This window comes from Bacillus sp. FSL K6-0268, from assembly GCF_038005425.1.
In the GTDB taxonomy this organism is placed as follows: Bacteria; Bacillota; Bacilli; order Bacillales; family Bacillaceae_G; genus Bacillus_A; species Bacillus_A thuringiensis_S.
In genome coordinates, this window is record NZ_JBBOTF010000001.1 from 1,419,015 (window position 1) to 1,437,513 (window position 18,499).

Consider the following 18,499-nt stretch of genomic DNA (forward strand, 5'->3'; position numbering starts at 1 on the left):
AAGGTTAGTTATTCACATTTACTTCCTGTAACGGCTGTAACTCCTCCATAAAATCAAGCAAAGATCCTACAGTAAGAAATGCTTTTGGATCTACCTCATCCTCTGGAACGCATAGCTTTAAATCCATTTCTATGTATACAATAAGCTGTAACATCATTACCGAATCTATATATAAATCTTGATTTAAGCGCATCGTTTCTTCTAAATGCGTTACATTTTTCAGTTCCATTTTTTCTATCATAATTTTTAACACGGCATTCTTTAACGCTTCCCGTCTCATGTTGTAACCTCTCCCATCTCTAGTAACTTTCTACTTACTTTTCCCGTTTTATTTTTAGGAATTTCATTTACACTTTCAATTTCATGCGGAACTTTATAAGAAGGTAAGTGCTGAATACACCATCCTCTTATTTGCACTGGATCAACATGAGAGATCACTTTCGCTTTAACTATTTCGCCCATCACAGGATGTTTCCCTCGATATACAATTGCCTCTTGAACACCTTCCAATCGAAGCATTGTTTCTTCTACCTCTATAGGAAAGACTTTTAATCCTGAAACGTTAATTACATCATCCATACGCCCCATAAAATGAAGGCCGCGCTCAGATTTATACCCTAAATCTTTCGTGAAAATTTCCTTATCGTTCATTTTCACGACGATTTCTTCCGGTGCATTTTCATCTGAACCTATGCTTATACTCGCATGAGGTAGAGGGTTCCCTAAATCTAAATGGCTTGTCATATCATGACATATACTAATACAACCTGCTTCAGAACAACCATATTGCTGCATCATAAATGTTGTCATTTCTTTTAGTTTATAAAATAGTGCTTCTGGCAAAGGCGATCCGGATGTCATAATTTTATGAAACCGAAACGTTCCTAATGGAAAACTCCCCATAATGTGTAACATAAGTGGCACTGCATATATGATATGTTTTTCTGTATTACGAACTATATTTAATGCGAATTTAGGATTTTTGTTCGTAATGATTACAGGCTTGCTCCCCCTCTTAATTGCTGATAACGTACCACATATTAGTCCGTATGAATGTGAAACAGGAGCCATAACGATTGGCACTTCATCTACTCCACAGTTTAAAGCTTCATTATAAGCGGTAATTTCCGTATCAACTTCTGTCCATGCTCTACGAATCAATTTCGGTTCCCCTGTAGTTCCAGAACTATATTGCAATAAAGAAGGCTCTTCTAGTAAAAAGTTCCCTACTTCTAATTTTGTAAAATCCCCATATTCTCCATATAAAATTCCTACACAATTTGCACGCTTTGCCATTTCAATAGCTGTTTCTTTTGGCGTATCTTCATGTATAAGTAATACTGATGATTTCTTTTCTTTTAAGAAAAACACAAGCGTAATAATATCGAATGGATCTTTCAGACAAAGTGCAAATCTATTTCCTTCTGCTTTTTGAAATTGTTCCATTTCCGCATAAACTTGTAATCTCAATTCAAAATCACTTTTGCTATACTCTTGTTTATTAACGATTAGCATAATTTCCCCCTGTAACAACTGATTTTTGTTTCATAAGTTGTCTTACTCTATACAATGGATTTGGAACTTCATGAACAAGCGATTCCACATCCATATATAATCGACGTTTCGTTAATTGTTCAGCATAGAATGTAGGTGCATATAATTGAATATTTTCAAATCTACCTTTCAAATGTGGATATATTCTTAAATGATTTTCAATTTCTTCAACAACCATTATCCAAAAACGTTCTTCTTTCAATCCATATTCATCCGCAAGTACGAACGCTAATTCTCCTAAATTAAACAGGAAAAGTGCATCTAATACCATCTCTTGCAAACATTCGATGCGATCCATTTCAAAGAAATCATTCATTTTTCCATTCGCATATGTTCTATGCATTTTAGTAAAGTCGGGACATTTATCAACTTCTTTCAAATATGGACGATAAAACTCAAGCCCTTCATGAAAATCCTTTAACGCAATACGAACAGGCACCCCTTCTTTATGGACTAGAATCATATTTTGTCCATGTGATTCCAGTGCGATGCCATGCTCTACAACAAGATGTATAACTGGTATTATCGCTTTTTGAATAAGTAATTGTAGCCAATCCTTCATTCCATATTTGTTCAACCATGCATCAATAATTGGTGTACCATCTTTCTCTTTAGCGTATAAACCATTAAAAGGAATTGCGTCCTCTTGTGCATCTAAATACTTGTGAACGCTTTCGCGCCAAATACATCCTAATGAACCATATATAGCTTTCTTATTTGTGTCATACGTTACACTGGAAAACTCCTTTAACAAGATTAAACGTGCTTCATCGCTTAAATAGGCGTCATTACTTACAACATCACTTAACCAATTTGATATTGCTGGTGCACTCACAACAGAATACGGTTTCAACGTACGGAGTGTTGAAGTGTTGAGTAAATTCATCGATAATTTAACGTACGGTTTCTTTGGATTCGTAATATTTCTTACCGTTCTCATTGACTGTTGTGCGCAATACTCATCCTCTGATGTTCCTAAATAAATAATAAATTTACCCTGTATATGATCCGCATAATTTGAAATGATGAAATTCTCCCACTGCCAAGGATGAACAGGTATAAACACGTACTGTTTTGGATTACATCCCCGATTACAAATTCGCTCCATAAACTCTTCTAATTTACGCTCACCAATCTCCTCTATTAAAATTTCGTCATAAATTACTTCATTCTCATACCCTACACTGGAATATTTTTTATGCGCTGCAATCCATATGAGTTTTATTGGCTGCATAAATTCATATCCATATTGAAAATTGTCACGATATTGAAATCCAATACGAGCTTTATAACTAGGGTGATATGGATGGCCGTCTATTAAATGGCTTTCAAACTCATCGTAAGATTTTTGATTGTATTCTTTCTTATTATTTCTTTCATATTGTGCAATCGTGTCTTTAAATATTGTTTGTTCTAATTCGTGCATAAAAGAATCTAATTTGGCTTGTTCTACACTAGCAACTCGAAAAACTTCTTCTAGAAATTGCGAGACAGATTGTATTTCTTGCTGTTCATCTTGGACTCTTACTATTAATGAGTCTAAAGAAATACGTCCAAATGTCATCCGTTCCCTGCCATAGCATTTGTACGTGACACTTTTGTCTTCTTCATCAAGTCCTTGTATTATAAAAAGAATTTGTTCTTCTTTTTCTATGCGAACCGGTGTAATAATCCCCTCATAAATTAACGATTCTACTAATTGACGTAGCACTCTTCTTCGTACTGAAATGTAATCTTCTGATTCGAGCGCCTTCAATACTTTCGTATGATACATGTCCACTCTCATAAAACCCTCCACCTTATGACAAAATACCATTATTTGTATTACGTGAAATTTTAACGCTATTTATGAACGAACAGCCACTTCTCTAACGAGCGGATTATGTACTTGCACATAAATTGCTTGCTCTAATGGATTACTTAACTCATCGACATCGAAAAATCTCGTTAGTAAATTTGCTTTACACGCTAACTTATCTTCGTCCAATAATTCTCTTAAAAATGTTGAAGGTTCCCGGTTATACGGAAGGAATGATTCAAGTACAGACCTTAATTCCGAGAGAAGAATTTCCTCCTTAATTAATCCTGCTGTGCCAAAACCATTAATGAGGCCAAACATATGATTGAAAATTAAGTAGTAACGAAATCTCTCATCCACAATATAGTCGTCATATAAATTTCCAGTACGTTCTCCAATACCAGCTAATTCATTATTAAGCATCTCTTTCATTGAATTACAGAAATAAAATCCTTGATTATCACGGAAATAATATTTGACCGGATAACCATCTTTTAGCTGAACAACGCTATTTTGCTGATGAGCTTCTAATGCAACACCATACTGTAAATACATCCATACCATTGGCTTTAAAGAAATATTCATATATCTTCTAAACCACTCTAAGCTTACTTCTTCACAGCTTTTACTTTCTAAATCTGCTAGGCGATGAATAATATTCGATAACCGCGTACGCTCCCCAGGTATAGCATCTTGAACTAGCCCAGCAATTAATGTTGCGTCGTTTGCATGTTCACTATAAAAAGGGTTCTCGCGAATAATCACTTCAAATCCAGATTCTTGTGTTCCATAATTTAATGTAATATAGGCTGGATCACAAATAAAATCAAAGCCTGGAAATCTTTCTCGTACTTCACCAATAGCCGTATTTAACATTTCCTTCCCTTCAAGACCACTCTCAAGTTCTTTCAGTTTATTAATACGCATTGAATTCGTTACTTTCACCGGAAATGAAAACTTAAGCATATACTTCGAATCGGGATGATACAGCGTCCTTAGTGATGATGTTGCCATAAAATACTTACCTACAGGTCCAATATACTCAAGCAATTCTTGAACTATCCAATCCTGTACGTAAGCTTGATGCAAGAGCCATTCTGCCTGAAGCGGATGAATTGGAATTAATGCATATTGATCTTCCTTACAGTACTTCGCTATAAATTCCTTACTAACCATCTCATCATTACTTAATTCTTCTTTTATAATCGTTGTTGTAGAAGCTGATAATAATGATTTTTCATTTACTATACTTTTATGTGCCCGAAAATAATGAAGCTGACATTCTCCTTTTAATTCTGGAGAATACATTTCACTTTTCCAATCCAATATCCCCTGTCTACTCTTTGGTGTAGGATGAGTTAAATGCCCAAATAATAAAGACTGCTCCGCTTCTATAAAAGTTGTATGGAAACCGTATAATGCGGATGTATCTTCTATTCTCTCTTTTATAAATTCCTCAATATTTTGACAACTACGAATGACTCGAAGCATAAGTTCCGCAGGATTCGTTCCTTCTCCGTAGTTGATAGACATCTCTTTTATTAAAAATGTAATAACTGTAACGTAATCTGCTTTAATAACAGAATTACTATCTCCAATTTGATAATAAAATTTTTCTCCAAACAAATGGCGATCTGTTGATGATTTATATATAACTTCTCCATACAAAGTAACGTTCTGTGCCGATAGCCGACAACATAAATATGTGGGGACTGTATCTCTATTCAACGTATTACTGAAGATACTCTTCATTCTTTCATCCTCTGTAATCCATTCTCCACTCCCTGTTTCTCTTAAATAACAGTTTAAAAAGCTTTGTAATGTTGCATGTTCTGCGATTTGTTTCGCATGCTGCATGTTGGTCCTCCTCTTTATATTAAAGCTATCGAAATTTTATATAATAAACGATAATTGAATGTCGTTATCAATTATGATTCTAATTGATAATGATATTCAATTCAAGAGTATATTTCAGAATTTTTTTATCAAATAAAATTTTTCTTTTTTTCTTTCTTTTCTTTAATCTAGTTAAAAGTACACTAGAAAAATTCTTGTTTTCAAACTAATTACCTACTTTTATTAATCCATTTTTTGATGGATTAATAAAAAGGTACACCAAATGAGGTATACCTTTCCCTATGATATGTTTACATAATACTATTATATGCATCAATCTATATAGCTGTTTGTTTTTGTAAAAAATTCAAATCTCTCCAACAATACGCTGTTTCTTCTACCTTTACTCTCTCTAAAAATTTCGTATCAATTTTTTCAGGGTTGAATTTTTCATAAAACTTTTTAGAAGGATTATTCGTAACGACCCAAACTAAAAGAGATTGCATATCATTCTTTACACATTCTGATAGTAACGCTTGAAATAACTTTTGGCCTATTTTCAATCCTTGATACTGTTGTAAAAGATAGATTGCATATAATTCCCCATCACAATTATATGCACCGCTTCTTTCAACTCCCCCATCAATAAATCCGACTATCGTTCCATTTAACGTCTCTGCTACAAATCTATATTGGCATGTATCTTCTTGTTGAAAAATGTTTTCCCATTGTTTTTCTCGTTGCTCATATGTTATATTTTCTAAAAATTCGTCAGCAAATATACCTTTATACGTTGTTTTCCAGCTATCAACATGCACCTTTGCTATACCTCGTATATCATCTTTTATAGCTCTTCTAATATGTATTTCCATCATTTCTCCCCCTTGTTATTCATCATTATATCAATTTATTTCCTTAAAAATCCAAATAAAAAAAGAGCGAATGCACTTGAACTGCACCCCAATTGTTAGACACAGTCTAACAATTGGAGGTGCAGTTTTTCTATGGCTAAATTTACAGCTGATGAAAAAATACAAATCGTTCTACGTTATTTGAACGGAAATGAAAGTTATCGAGAAATGGGTAGATCGCTCGGTATAAGTGACACAATCATTTTGAATTGGGTAAACCAATATAAACAGAATGGTCTGGAAGCTTTTCTAAAACGATGTACAAATTACACACAACAATTTAAACTAGACGTACTAAACTTTATGATTGAAAACGGTATGTCCTTATTTGAGACGGCAGCTATCTTTAATATTCCTGCCCCTTCAACGATTTCTGTTTGGAAAAAACAGCTCGAAACACAAGGAATTGATGCCCTTCAATCTAAGAAAAAGGGGCGTCCATCCATGAAAAAAGATTCAAATAAACAATTAAAACAACATTTAGCTGAAGGGTCAGTCGAAGCACTTGAAGCACGCATTAAACAGCTTGAGATGGAAAATGAGTACTTAAAAAAGTTAAATGCCTTAGTTCAAAACAAGGAAAAATCACAAAACAAGACAAAGCGCAAGTAATCTATGAATTAAGGCATAAATATTCGGTGAAGGCACTCGTGGAGCTAGCTACTATTCCTCGAAGCACGTATTATGATTTAGTAAAGAAAATGAATCGTCCAGATGTAGATGCCGATTTGAAAGCTGAGATTAAAGCGATTTATGAGGAAAATGAAGGTCGTTATGGTTACCGTCGCATTCGTGATGAATTAACGAATCGTGGCCAGAAAGTGAACCACAAGAAGGTTCAGCGCATTATGAAAGAGCTTGGGTTAAAGTGTGTTGTGCGTATGAAGAAATATAAATCCTATAAAGGAAAAGTCGGTAGAATTGCACCTAATATTTTAGAGCGTAATTTTCATACAGATGCACCGAATCAAAAGTGGGTAACAGACATCACAGAGTTTAAATTGTTTGGAGAAAAACTGTATGTATCACCTGTATTAGATTTGTATAATGGTGAAATTATTACCTATACAATTGGTTCTAGACCGACGTATTCGCTTGTTTCAGACATGTTAGAGAAAGCATTGGAACGTTTACCTGAAACGCACCAGCTACTGATGCATTCGGATCAAGGATGGCATTATCAAATGAGACAATACGTCCGTACACTAGAATCAAGAGCTATCGTCCAGAGTATGTCTCGAAAAGGCAACTGTTACGACAACGCAGTAATAGAAAATTTCTTTGGGATTATGAAATCGGAGTTCCTCTACATAAAAGAATTTGAAAATGTAGAGCACTTTAAAATAGAATTAGAAAAATATATAGATTATTATAATACGAAACGGATTAAGGCAAAATTAAAAATGAGCCCGGTACAATACCGGACTCACTTTTATCAAGCTGCCTAATCAAATAACCGTGTCTAACTTTTAGGGGTCACTTCAACTTCACTCTTTTTTATCATAATTATCTACTTTCCACTTCCACTGAAACAACACGATCAATCTCTTTCAGGGAGCTATATAACTCTGTTGTATATAAATCTTCTGGAGCTAAAATAACCATTTCCAATTGCTGAAATGCTCCACTATCTATATCTTTAATTTTCACTCGTTTCACATGCATACCTAAATTTTTAATTTGCTTAAATATACCATCTAACTCATGATGCTCTTTTACAGTAATTTTTATAGATAAATCCTTTTGTCGTAATGAATACGGACCTGCAATTTTCACAAGTTGTGGAAGTACGTTAATTGCTAAAATAATTAAAATCATAGCAACCGTCGCTTGTAAATAAAAGCCTGCCCCAATTGCTATACCTAAAGCTGAAGCAGCCCACACCATAGAAGCTGTCGTTAATCCAGAAATAACATCATTACTTCTTCGTAAAATAACACCTGCCCCAAGAAAACCAATCCCACTCACAATTTGAGCAGCTAGACGCATTGGATCCATATTTGTATGCCCTGGAACAGAATATACATGTACGGCTTCAATTGAAACCATCGTAATTAAACAACTTGCTACAGAAATAACCATACTTGTTTTCACACCAAGCGGTTTATTCTTTAGCTGCCTATCTATCCCGATGAATAATCCTAAAAAGAGTGCTAAACCTAATTTGAGTAAAAATTCATATGACATATTTCCATTCTCCTTACTTTACAATATTTCCCTTGGAATAATTCACTATAACTCTTTTATGATATCAATTCCAGTCTTTTCTATTCATTCAACATAAAAAACCGAAAAAACATTTGTAACGATGTTTCTCCGGCTTTTTATTATGCTTAAGATTCTTCTTTATTTCTGATCTTTAATCTTAATCTCTGCATCTTTGTAGAATGCTAATTTACTGTCATTATACTCTTTTGTAAATTTGTTAAACTGCTCTTTCGATTTTTGTGCTTCCACATTTAATTCATTAACAGTTTTAACTTTTTCACCGATTTCTTTTAATTTCGTTTCTTTTACTTTTAATTTTTCATACAGTTCTTTTTCAGTCGCTAATACTTTCGTGTAATTTTCATTCATCTTTTTGAATGCATCATAACGATTTTTATACGACTCTTCTACTGCTTTTGCTTGTTTTTGTAACTTCTTATCTTCAATTTTCTCTATATTACTTTGAACAGATTTCGTTTCCTTCTGTGCTTTTTCTAGCATTTCTTTTTCACTTTTCAATACTTTTTCACGGTCATCTACATTTGCAGTAGCTTGCTCTATTTTCTTCACAACTGCTTCATTATGATCTTTACCTTCTTGCAAAATTTGAGCATATAATTCTTGCCCTTGTTTCTCTAACTGCTCTAATTTTTTTGCTTCATCCACTAAAGATTTTTCTTGTGTTGCTGCTGTTTCAAAAGCTGTATATAGATTTTCTTCTGGCTTTTCACCGAAACAACCTGTTAAAAGCCCTACTGATAATGCTCCAACTACTGCTACTTTTCCATACTTCAACGTTCATTCCTCCATTACATACGGTTATCATGCCAGAAGTTCACTGGAAAGTGACTCTCTTCATGATAAGCTTCAAACTCATAACCCTTTTCTTTTAGCCCCTTTAAAATTGCTGGCACAGCAGCAACTGATTGCGGGTGAATATCATGCATTAAAATTACTTCTTGTGGTTTTGTTGCGTTTGTTAAGACATTTTGAGCAATTTGTGCTGCAGCTGCATCAACTGGCATTTTATTGTATTTCCAATCTAATGAATCAATTGTCCAATCCCATACTTTAAATCCGCCTTCTACCACTTTATTTCGAAGACCTTCATTCAATCCAGGCATCGAACCATATGGAGGACGTGTTAATTTAGGTGATTTCCCAATAATATTAGCGATTAAACCTTGATCTTCTTTCATTTCATTTACATACTCGCCATTTTTATATAACTTTGCGAAATTATGTGTCATACTATGCATGCCTACATAATGACCCTCAGCATTTTCACGTTTCACTAAATCAGGAAATTCTTTTACATTCGCTCCAATTAAAAAGAACGTCGCCTTCGCATCATGTTGTTTTAGCGTATTTAATAATTCAGCCGTATATTTCCCTGGCCCATCGTCAAATGTAAGATAAGCAACTTTTCTTTCTTTTCCATTAAAACGACTTGGTGCCGTTTTATTCATTTCAACTTTCGGCTGTTCACTTGCAAGCTGCACTACATTTTCTTGTTTTGCAACAGCTTTTGCTGGTGAAGTAATTGATTGGAACATGTAATACCCAATAGCTACTGCGGCAATCGCTATTAAAACGACTACTATTTGTTTAATTTTTAAAGCTTTTTCCATTCTATCGAATTCCTCTCCCTATTAATCTTATATATAAATCGCCCAATATAATTATACATCTATTTATTTTTATTTCACCATGTAAACAGATTTTTTTGTATTATACTGGGAGTTTTATCAAAAGTATTGTTCCATGTGCTTATAAGACTCAACGTATCTCCATGAAGATCCACCATTTTTTGACGATAGCTAAACCATATTTTCACCTATTACATAATTATTAATCTGGCAAAATAGCTGGTCAATATATGATAAATGATCTTTCGCAATTACTATCTCTTCATCTTTCACCTTAATCGCTTCAATGTGTATGAATATGTAATTGCATTTTGAACAGTCTTTCTTTAACCTGTTTCAATTTCCACCAATTCAATTGTTCTATAAATAGTGATAAATTGAATTTCCTTTCCTTCAACTTTAGGAGCTAATTTCCAAATAGTCCCCTCTAGTATATCGTATAATTACACCTTTTGTTTATATAAATTAAAATGATTTTAGTATAATTTTTCTAGAACAAAAAAACGTTATTAAAAAGTTGCTAATCCACTTCAAAAAAAAGATTGGCAAAAGCCAATCTTTTTTTATTATTCGTTTCGAACTGATTTTGGCGTTACACCTAAATGATCATTTAATTTTTTTGAAATATCTTTTATATTTTTTTCATTTGGAATGTAATAATAAATACCACCGATACGTTTATCTGTACCTTCTATTTGCATTTTTTCCATTTCCAAATTAGTTCCTGCCATATTTTTTGTAATGGCAAGCATATCGTCAAATGTTAAGTTCGTTTTCATGTTTTTATCAACCGCATCTAGTAAAGAGCCCATTTTGCTAATTGATTGAACAGACATCGCTTTTTTGGCAATTGCTTCTATTACAAGTTGCTGTCTCTGTCCACGCATTGCGTCACTATCAATTTTACGCGTTCTTGCAAGTGCAAGTGCTTGTTCTCCATTTAAATGTTGGTAACCTTTTTCTAAATGGATCATACCAGCTTGGTCTTTACTATCTTGTTCAGTGAAAGTAACTGGTACATCAATATCAATACCACCAATTGAATCGACAATTTGTACGAATGATTCAAAGTTAAACTTCACATAATAATCAACAGGGACATTTAAAAATCTTTCCACTGTATCGCGTGTGCTTTCTACGCCACCAAATACGTGAGCATGAGTAATTTTATCTAATTTTTTTCTAGTTGGAATATAAACACGTGAATCACGTGGAATACTTACTAGCTTAACAGACTTATCATCTTTATTAATTGTTGCTAATAAAAGTGCATCTGTTCGAACTGCTTCGCCATATTGGCTTTTTCTCATTTCACTTCCATCTACACCCATGATTAATATTGAAATATTATCCTTTAAAGGTTCAACTTCTTTATCACGCTTTGATGACTTTTCAATTTTTGCATATGCATCATTTACAACTGCTTTTGCTTTATTATATATAAACGAACCATATCCTACTCCTCCAAAAATAAGTAGGAAAAATGGAATTAATATGAACCATTTTATTGACTTTCTTTTAGAACGCTTTTTATTACTTCTCGTATTTTGTTCTAATTCAGAGCTCATACCCATTCGCCTCTCTTTCTCTTTACCAAGTATAATGTAAGTCTATTTATCTTCATATTGAATTTCCTTTCACTAACCTTACAATTTTGTAAGGTTACTACTTAAACCCAATACGTATTCCATTTCACATTATACTCTCGTACTTATTTTTGGCAAGTCACTATTTACCAATTTCAAAAATTTAGCACTTCGCAACATATGAATTTACAAATTTATTAACTCTTTCATTTTAAATTAGGATGTCTTTTTCTTAACAAACGATATGAATAAAGAATCCAGCTAATTATAAAATCTCTATGAATACAGTATATTTGACGTTATTATTTCTCAAACGGCGTATACACGCTTTTCTTCCCCTGATTATCAATGTAAGCCGACTTTGCTTTTATTTTCGTTTTTTCTACTTCCATGTCTTCATTTGAGAAGTTCACAATGATTTTAATATCTTTTCCATAAGAAACAGATTGTACTAGCTTATCTTCTGACAAATACGCAAAATTCGTCATCTCTTCTTTTACTGCTTTTTCATGAACTTCATTCCAAACTTTTAGATGCTCTGTAATTTCTTTTTTATGCTTATTCCACTCTACTTCATCTAAATGGTACAACGGAGGAACATTATACAATAATTCAGACAGCATTCGATTTCCAACTTCATCTTTTACCTTTAAACTTCCCCATTCCCAATGATGCGTTGTAATAACGGAATCATTGTATACTAATTTATATAATGGTACCGAATATACTGGGTTTAAATATACTTGTTTATATTCTTCTTTTAATGGTACTTGTTTTGCATATTTTTCAGGCACATTTTGATTTGGTGACCAATATCCACCGACATAATACGGACTTGTTTTATTTTTCCGCATATCTTCATCGTCCCATTTAATAACAGGTGTTTCAATTCCATGTGCAAATGCAATCGTACCACTAGCAAAATCATTTCCGCCTTCAGAACCAACGACCATACCCTTTTCTTGCGCAATGTAGTCCATTCGTTTTAAACGTGCTTTTAAATCTTGCTCTTGCGTCGTTATATGTTTCGCTGAATAGTCATCGTAAATTTCACCTGTCGCATCACAATCAATAAACCATGAATTATATTTAGGACCATTTTGTAATATATCATTCATGCGTTCCTTTACACTAGGCAGCGATAAAGTCGGATTTAACTTGCGACCTCTTCCTAAAAAGCCTTGCACCTTTTCTCCGTTTTTCTTCGTTACAGTAGCCTCTTCATATAATGACGGGTCATTAAAGGATGCTGTGTTCCAATTTTTATCACTTTTTTCATGAATGGAATGATATGAATCATACGGACCAACTAAATACCCCATTTCCTTAGCTTTTGTCACGAAATTAGGTTGCATAAATCCTTGTTCCCAGTTCGGCAGACCAATCCACGCTTTTTCTATTCCTGCCTCTTTCATTTCCTTTAGTATATCCGTTCCATCTGCATTACCCCATTTACTTACCTCTTCAACCGCATCACCAAGTAGCGACTTTAATGAATGCTTATTTAAGCTATACAATTCTGTATTCGTTAAGTGACCTACACCTTTCTTTAATAGCACACTAGCTTCCTGATCAACGTTTTGAAAAATATCCTCTTTATAAAATTCCTTCATAGATAATACTTCGTTTATATAACGTAAAATAACATTTTTTTGATACTTATCAATGAAATCTTGTTTACTTACTTGATCTAATACATTCAGTTCCCCAGGCTCTGAACTGTTCTTTTGAATAAGTTCTTTTATATGGCTAAACAGCGGGCTATTTATTTGCTCTCTTAGTTTTGGCCAATTTATATTACTTTCTGATAAACCATTTTGATTCCAAAAATAAAAATGCGCCGCTCCATATAACTTTTCGATTTCTTTATTTTTTCTAGCCTTTTCTTGTAATGTTTTAAATTCACCTTTTCGAACAATATCATCCTTATACAGTTTAGCAATGCTTACCGCATCATTATTTGTCACATATAATTGAAATCCATATGTTTTATTTTTATTTATGCTCGGAAATTCATGTGTAAAATCAAATCCTATTTTCGGATCCGAATGAAATTTCAATTCATTATTAAACATATTGTTTGCAATATATACAATTGAATATTTCGAACCATTTAATGCGAAAAACTTCATAGAAAATGATTCAGCAAATGAATATGCATCATCCTTTAAAAACTTCTTCCAATTCTCATCATTGCTCGGAATTTGCTTACCCTCCCATAACGGAAGTGTATAATTTTCAGCTTCTACTTTCGGCCATGTAAAACTTTCTGCACCAGTCGATTCCACTTCAATGTTTAAGTGGTCTTTTTTCTTTTCTAATTTTATTTTTACTTTTTGATCTGGATATTCCCACGATGTACGATCCTTTTCTTTTTTTACATTCGATACCTTCATTTTCGGTAGGGGTTGTGATGCCTGTTCCTTTACACCCTCATGTTCTACAGTTACTGTGAATGTTTCTGGATTTACATCATAAGTAAAATCTTTATACGTCGCTTTCTTTATTTTAGACTCTTGTACAGCATTACTACCTTTTACGTCACAACCGACTAAAGTCGAAAATGGCATAGTTGTTAGAAGACATATCGCTATCATTTTTTTCATCCTCTGCACCTCCACCAATGAATATACAGGTGGTTTGTTACAGAAATGTGGCAAAAAATAATAGAGCTAGCATTTTGCTAGCTCTATTTGGAGTATTAAAAGTTGATATGAACAACTATAATTCGCTTAGAAGATATGTAATACAGTAACTGCATTTTTTCTCAACAATTATGAAACTAAACAAATCAAAATTTTAACAAGCATTCTTTAACTGAAAAAATAAGTGTATACAATGTATCCTAAAAGTAGTACTAAAATGATTATCCCTGTACCTTTCCAATTCATACCACCTGCTATATCAACTGAACTACCTGTTTCCGCTCTATTGAGTCCGTCATGTAAAGAACCCGTAGGATTACTTTTTAATTCACTTTGTCTCATACGCTCTCTTTTTTCTTCTGGTGACTCTTTATTCATTTAATCACCTCCAAAATGAATGCACTCTTTACTTACATTATTCAAAATCAACATTTGTTTTATATTTTTTCCGAAAAAACCCAATTTAAAATAGGTTTGCAACGTAAAGAAAGCTAGCCATGCCAGCTTTCTTTATAATCCAATATGCTCTTCCTTATTTACAATAATACCTTTATGGTCGATTTCAAGCTCACATACTTTCATATCTGTAAATACTCTCGCTAATTGCTCAGCGATTTCTTGACGTTTCTCATATGGCGTTAATATAAAAATAGATGGTCCCGCACCGCTAAGTGCTGTGCCGTACGCACCAAATTCTTTTGCGCATTTACGAATAGATGGTAATAACGGTACGAGTTCTAAACGATATGGCTCGTGAAAATGGTCTCTCTCCATCATTTCACCTACAACTTCCCACCGCTTTTGACATAATGCAGCTACTAATACGTTACTTATCGCACTAGCTTTAACTGCCTCATGAAACGGAAACATCTTTGGTAATACAGATCGACTTTCATCTGTATTTAATTCTTCATTCGGAATAAGAGAAATTACCCCTAATTCCTTGCTCTCAATTCTTACGACGGAAATATCCTTTCCATCAAGTGCTCCGATTACAGTTCCACCTAATATAGAAGCAGCAACATTATCAGGATGTCCTTCAAAATTTGTAGCAATTTGAACTTTTTGATCAGCAGTTAAGTTCAAATCACCTAGTTGATTCGCAAGCTCTATCCCAGCTACAATCGCTGATGCACTACTTCCTAGCCCTCTCGTTAATGGGATATTGCTAGTAACTTCTATTATATGGGGTGATATAGAAGGACATACTTTACATGCCGTGCTAACGATTAAATTTTTATCGTCTGTCGGAATTGATTCTTCAAAGGAATGGATTACTTGCCATTTATCAGCTTTTTCTTTAACCACCACATCTAAATACAATGACAAAGCTATTCCAACTGAATCAAATCCAGGACCAACATTCGCCGTACTAGCAGGGACACGAACGCTAAATGGTATCACGACATAATCACCCCTTTAATATGATCTTTAATTTGTTCTATATCATTTGACACACTTGCGATGTCTAGTTGATTTGAAGAAATAGCGATATCAGGATCCTTCAAACCATTTCCAGTTAATACTGCAACAACTGTTTCTCCCTTTTTGATTTTTCCAGATTCAACATGTTTAATTACGCCGGCTAATGAAGCATTTGATCCCGGTTCAGCGAAAACTCCTTCAGTTTTTGCCAATAACCTATACGCATGTAAAATTTCTTCATCTGATACCATATCTATTTCACCGTGAGACTGCTCAGCAGCCTCTACTGCGTATGACCAACTTGCCGGGTTACCGATTCGAATCGCTGTTGCAATTGTTTCAGGCTCTTCAATTACATGCCCTTTTACAATTGCAGCTGCTCCTTCCGCTTCAAAGCCATGAATTCTTGGCTTCTTATAACCTTTTTCTTTCTCATATTCACAGAAACCTTTCCAATATGCTGTAATATTTCCTGCGTTCCCAACAGGGATAGCTAGAACATCTGGTGCATTTTGCAATTGGTCACAAATTTCAAATGCTGCCGTTTTTTGCCCCTCAATTCGATAAGGATTTACTGAGTTTACTAACGTAATCGGCTCTTCTGCAGCAATATTTCTTACAGCCTTAAGTGCATCATCGAAATTCCCTTCTATTGAAATAATTTCAGCTCCATAAGCGACCGCTTGCGCTAATTTCCCATGTGCAATCTTTCCTTCAGGTATGACGATTATACATTTCATCCCAAGACGTGCCGCATATGCTGCAGCTGATGCTGATGTATTACCTGTTGATGCACAAATGATTGCTTCTGAACCTTCTTCTTTCGCCTTAGCAACTGCCATCACCATACCACGATCTTTAAAAGAACCTGTCGGATTCGCTCCTTCGTACTTACCATATAGCTGAACCCCTAATTGCTTTGATATATTTAATAACGGAATAAGAGGTGTGTTTCCTTCCATTAAGCTCACATCAGGTGTTTTTTCATTCACCGGTAAATAAGAAGCATACTGTTTTAATAGTCCTTTATACATATTGTTTTTCCTCCTCAATAATGTAGTAACTGTTTATTTCACTTGCGACAGCTTCTATCGCTCCTAAAACTCGTTCGAATTGATACTTGGAAGTTCGATGTGTCACAACAACAACTTCTGCCAGTTCACGGTTTAAAGGTAATTGAATAACTTCTTTTAAACTTACAGAGTAATTAACGAAACATTCTGTTATTTTTTGCAACATCCCAGGCTCATCTCGTAATGAAATACGCAAGAAATATTTCGAAACTACTTCTTCATCACCTTGTAATTCATAAGGAACTGGTTCTTTTAATGCACTTTTATTTTTCGGAACTTGATTCATATTTTTAACGATGGAAATAATATCACTTACTACGGCAGAACCAGTTGGCAACTTTCCAGCTCCAGGTCCGTAAAACATTACTTCTCCTACCGCTTGACCATGAACATATACTGCATTAAATTCATTATTTACATTCGATAATGGATGCCGTCTCGGTAAAAGCGTCGGTTCTACACTTAAATGAATGGCTGGTCCTTGTTTTTCTGCCTTACCAATTAACTTCATAGTAAATCCTAACTTTTCAGCCATTTGTAAATCTTCTTTTTCGACCTTTCGAATCCCTCTTACTTGCACATCATCTAATGAAACATTCATCGAAAAACCTAAGTTTGCAAGAATTGCTACCTTTCTCGCCGCATCTAGTCCATCTACATCTGCTGTCGGATCCGATTCTGCAAAACCTAATTTTTGAGCTTCCTGTAAAGCCTCTTCATAAGACCACCCATTTTGACTCATTTTTGTTAACATATAATTTGTTGTACCATTTACAATTCCCATTATTTTTTCAATTTGATCTGATGCTAGCCCGTCAGTTAATCCTCTTAACACTGGAATACCACCCGCTACACTTGCTTCATAACATAGATCACAATCATTTTCTTTCGCTAATTTGAGAAGCTCTGCACCGTATACAGCCATTAAATCTTTATTTGCTGTTACGACATGTTTCTTATTTCGTAAAGCCTTAACAATATGCTGTTTTGCTTCTTCAATTCCACCCATTACCTCTACTACAATATCAATATTCGAATCATTTAGAACTTCATCTACATGGCTTGTTACTGCAATTCCATCAATACAAACATCGCGTTCTTTTTCTAAATCACGTACAACGACTGTTTTCGCTTTCACTTCGTATCCTGTATCAAGAGCGATTTTTTTATAATGTTCTTTCAAAATATGAACAACACCACTTCCGACCGTACCTAAACCTAATACCCCAACATTTATAACGTTATTCATCTTCTAATCTCCTCCTACAATTTTATTATTTAGCTCTATCAATCACCTTGCTCTGCTTTTTAATTATGCAGGTGGTGGTTATTTCCATACGTATAAATAGTTTCATGTTACCGCACCTCCCTTCAAAGTAATAAAAAACACACTCATCCCTAGGAAAGGGACGAATGTGTTTTCGTGGTTCCACCCTTGTTCCAACCTAGGCGTATTTCTCCCTAGATTGCTCAAGTTCAGATAACGGCTGATTCCGTCAATAATTACTAGATTACTCGTTCACTATTGAAGTTCAAAGGTGGTAAAATCATTTCTCGTGTTAGGAAGCTCACACCCTTGGCTTCCCTCTCTGTAAACCGTAAAAATGATTCCGTGTCCTTATCGTTACTTTTTCGTTCATGTTTATTTGTTAACTCATTATACTCGCATAAAAAGCAAAATCAACAATATTTTTCAATTATTTTAAATTTTCGGTCTCAAAAACTATAAAAAAACACACTCATCCCTAGGAAAGGGACGAATGTGTTTTCGTGGTTCCACCCTTGTTCCAACCTAGGCGTATTTCTCCCTAGAT

General features: G+C 34.3%; 15 protein-coding genes and 2 other annotated features (1 of these 17 running past the window's edge). Of the genes, 1 reads left to right on the forward strand and 14 read right to left on the reverse strand.

All coding sequences use genetic code 11. The annotated features are described in order from the left end of the window. Nucleotides 1-4 precede the first annotated feature (4 nt). From asbD to MHI28_RS07185, 5 genes are all read right to left on the reverse strand, one after another. Nucleotides 5-280: a petrobactin biosynthesis protein AsbD gene (gene asbD, locus MHI28_RS07165; protein ID WP_001250559.1), complete on the reverse strand. Its 276-nt coding sequence runs from the start codon at nt 278-280 to the stop codon at nt 5-7. Next, nucleotides 277-1,515: an AMP-binding protein gene (locus tag MHI28_RS07170; RefSeq protein ID WP_000909566.1), complete on the reverse strand. Its 1,239-nt coding sequence runs from the start codon at nt 1,513-1,515 to the stop codon at nt 277-279. Before MHI28_RS07170 ends, asbD begins: the two co-directional genes overlap by 4 nt. Continuing rightward, complete coding sequence (locus tag MHI28_RS07175) at nt 1,502-3,340, reverse strand: IucA/IucC family protein (protein WP_001261817.1); 1,839 nt, start codon at nt 3,338-3,340, stop codon at nt 1,502-1,504. Before MHI28_RS07175 ends, MHI28_RS07170 begins: the two co-directional genes overlap by 14 nt. A 60-nt stretch (nt 3,341-3,400) precedes the next feature. Further along, the gene (locus tag MHI28_RS07180; RefSeq protein ID WP_001163341.1) at nt 3,401-5,209 is read right to left on the reverse strand and encodes an IucA/IucC family protein; all 1,809 of its coding nucleotides are present in this window, start codon (nt 5,207-5,209) and stop codon (nt 3,401-3,403) included. 317 nt (nt 5,210-5,526) lie between these two features. Next, nucleotides 5,527-6,060, reverse strand: a complete 534-nt coding sequence (locus MHI28_RS07185; RefSeq protein WP_000402426.1) for a GNAT family N-acetyltransferase — start codon at nt 6,058-6,060, stop codon at nt 5,527-5,529. A 132-nt stretch (nt 6,061-6,192) separates the two neighbouring features. On the opposite strand from MHI28_RS07185, the gene MHI28_RS07190 reads away from it, so the two are divergent. Continuing rightward, nucleotides 6,193-7,547 (forward strand): IS3 family transposase gene (locus tag MHI28_RS07190; RefSeq protein WP_208730123.1). Its coding sequence is split into 2 segments (ribosomal slippage): nt 6,193-6,646 and nt 6,646-7,547, totalling 1,356 coding nucleotides; the frame shifts between segments, so codons are not numbered across the junction. A gap of 58 nt (nt 7,548-7,605) precedes the next feature. Here MHI28_RS07190 and MHI28_RS07195 read toward each other — a convergent pair. From MHI28_RS07195 to MHI28_RS07235, 9 genes are all read right to left on the reverse strand, one after another. Then, nucleotides 7,606-8,286 carry an MgtC/SapB family protein gene (locus MHI28_RS07195; protein ID WP_000119503.1) on the reverse strand — a complete coding sequence of 227 codons (681 nt, stop codon included), beginning with the start codon at nt 8,284-8,286 and terminating at the stop codon, nt 7,606-7,608. 159 nt (nt 8,287-8,445) lie between these two features. Then, on the reverse strand, nt 8,446-9,102 hold the full coding sequence (locus MHI28_RS07200) for a YkyA family protein (protein ID WP_000873563.1): 657 nt from the start codon (nt 9,100-9,102) through the stop codon (nt 8,446-8,448). A gap of 14 nt (nt 9,103-9,116) precedes the next feature. Next, the gene (locus tag MHI28_RS07205) at nt 9,117-9,938 is read right to left on the reverse strand and encodes a peptidoglycan-N-acetylglucosamine deacetylase (protein ID WP_000409482.1); all 822 of its coding nucleotides are present in this window, start codon (nt 9,936-9,938) and stop codon (nt 9,117-9,119) included. Nucleotides 9,939-10,522: 584 nt separating this feature from the next. Further along, nucleotides 10,523-11,524: an LCP family protein gene (locus tag MHI28_RS07210; protein ID WP_002083270.1), complete on the reverse strand. Its 1,002-nt coding sequence runs from the start codon at nt 11,522-11,524 to the stop codon at nt 10,523-10,525. A 320-nt stretch (nt 11,525-11,844) separates the two neighbouring features. Beyond that, nucleotides 11,845-14,148, reverse strand: a complete 2,304-nt coding sequence (locus MHI28_RS07215) for a glycoside hydrolase (RefSeq protein WP_000738099.1) — start codon at nt 14,146-14,148, stop codon at nt 11,845-11,847. A 207-nt stretch (nt 14,149-14,355) separates the two neighbouring features. Further along, nucleotides 14,356-14,565, reverse strand: coding sequence for a DUF6366 family protein (locus MHI28_RS07220; RefSeq protein ID WP_001031480.1), 210 nt, complete (start codon nt 14,563-14,565; stop codon nt 14,356-14,358). A 132-nt stretch (nt 14,566-14,697) separates the two neighbouring features. After that, complete coding sequence (thrB, locus tag MHI28_RS07225; RefSeq protein ID WP_000612099.1) at nt 14,698-15,591, reverse strand: homoserine kinase; 894 nt, start codon at nt 15,589-15,591, stop codon at nt 14,698-14,700. Next, nucleotides 15,588-16,646 carry a threonine synthase gene (thrC, locus tag MHI28_RS07230; protein ID WP_000276427.1) on the reverse strand — a complete coding sequence of 353 codons (1,059 nt, stop codon included), beginning with the start codon at nt 16,644-16,646 and terminating at the stop codon, nt 15,588-15,590. The genes thrB and thrC overlap by 4 nt, the downstream gene beginning before the upstream one ends. Next, a complete protein-coding gene (locus tag MHI28_RS07235; protein ID WP_086413570.1) occupies nt 16,639-17,934 on the reverse strand; it encodes a homoserine dehydrogenase in 1,296 nt (431 codons plus the stop codon). The genes thrC and MHI28_RS07235 overlap by 8 nt, the downstream gene beginning before the upstream one ends. A gap of 153 nt (nt 17,935-18,087) precedes the next feature. Next, nucleotides 18,088-18,319 (reverse strand) — a binding site (T-box leader). Nucleotides 18,320-18,434: 115 nt separating this feature from the next. Continuing rightward, nucleotides 18,435-18,499 (reverse strand) — a binding site (T-box leader) (it continues 167 nt past the right edge of the window).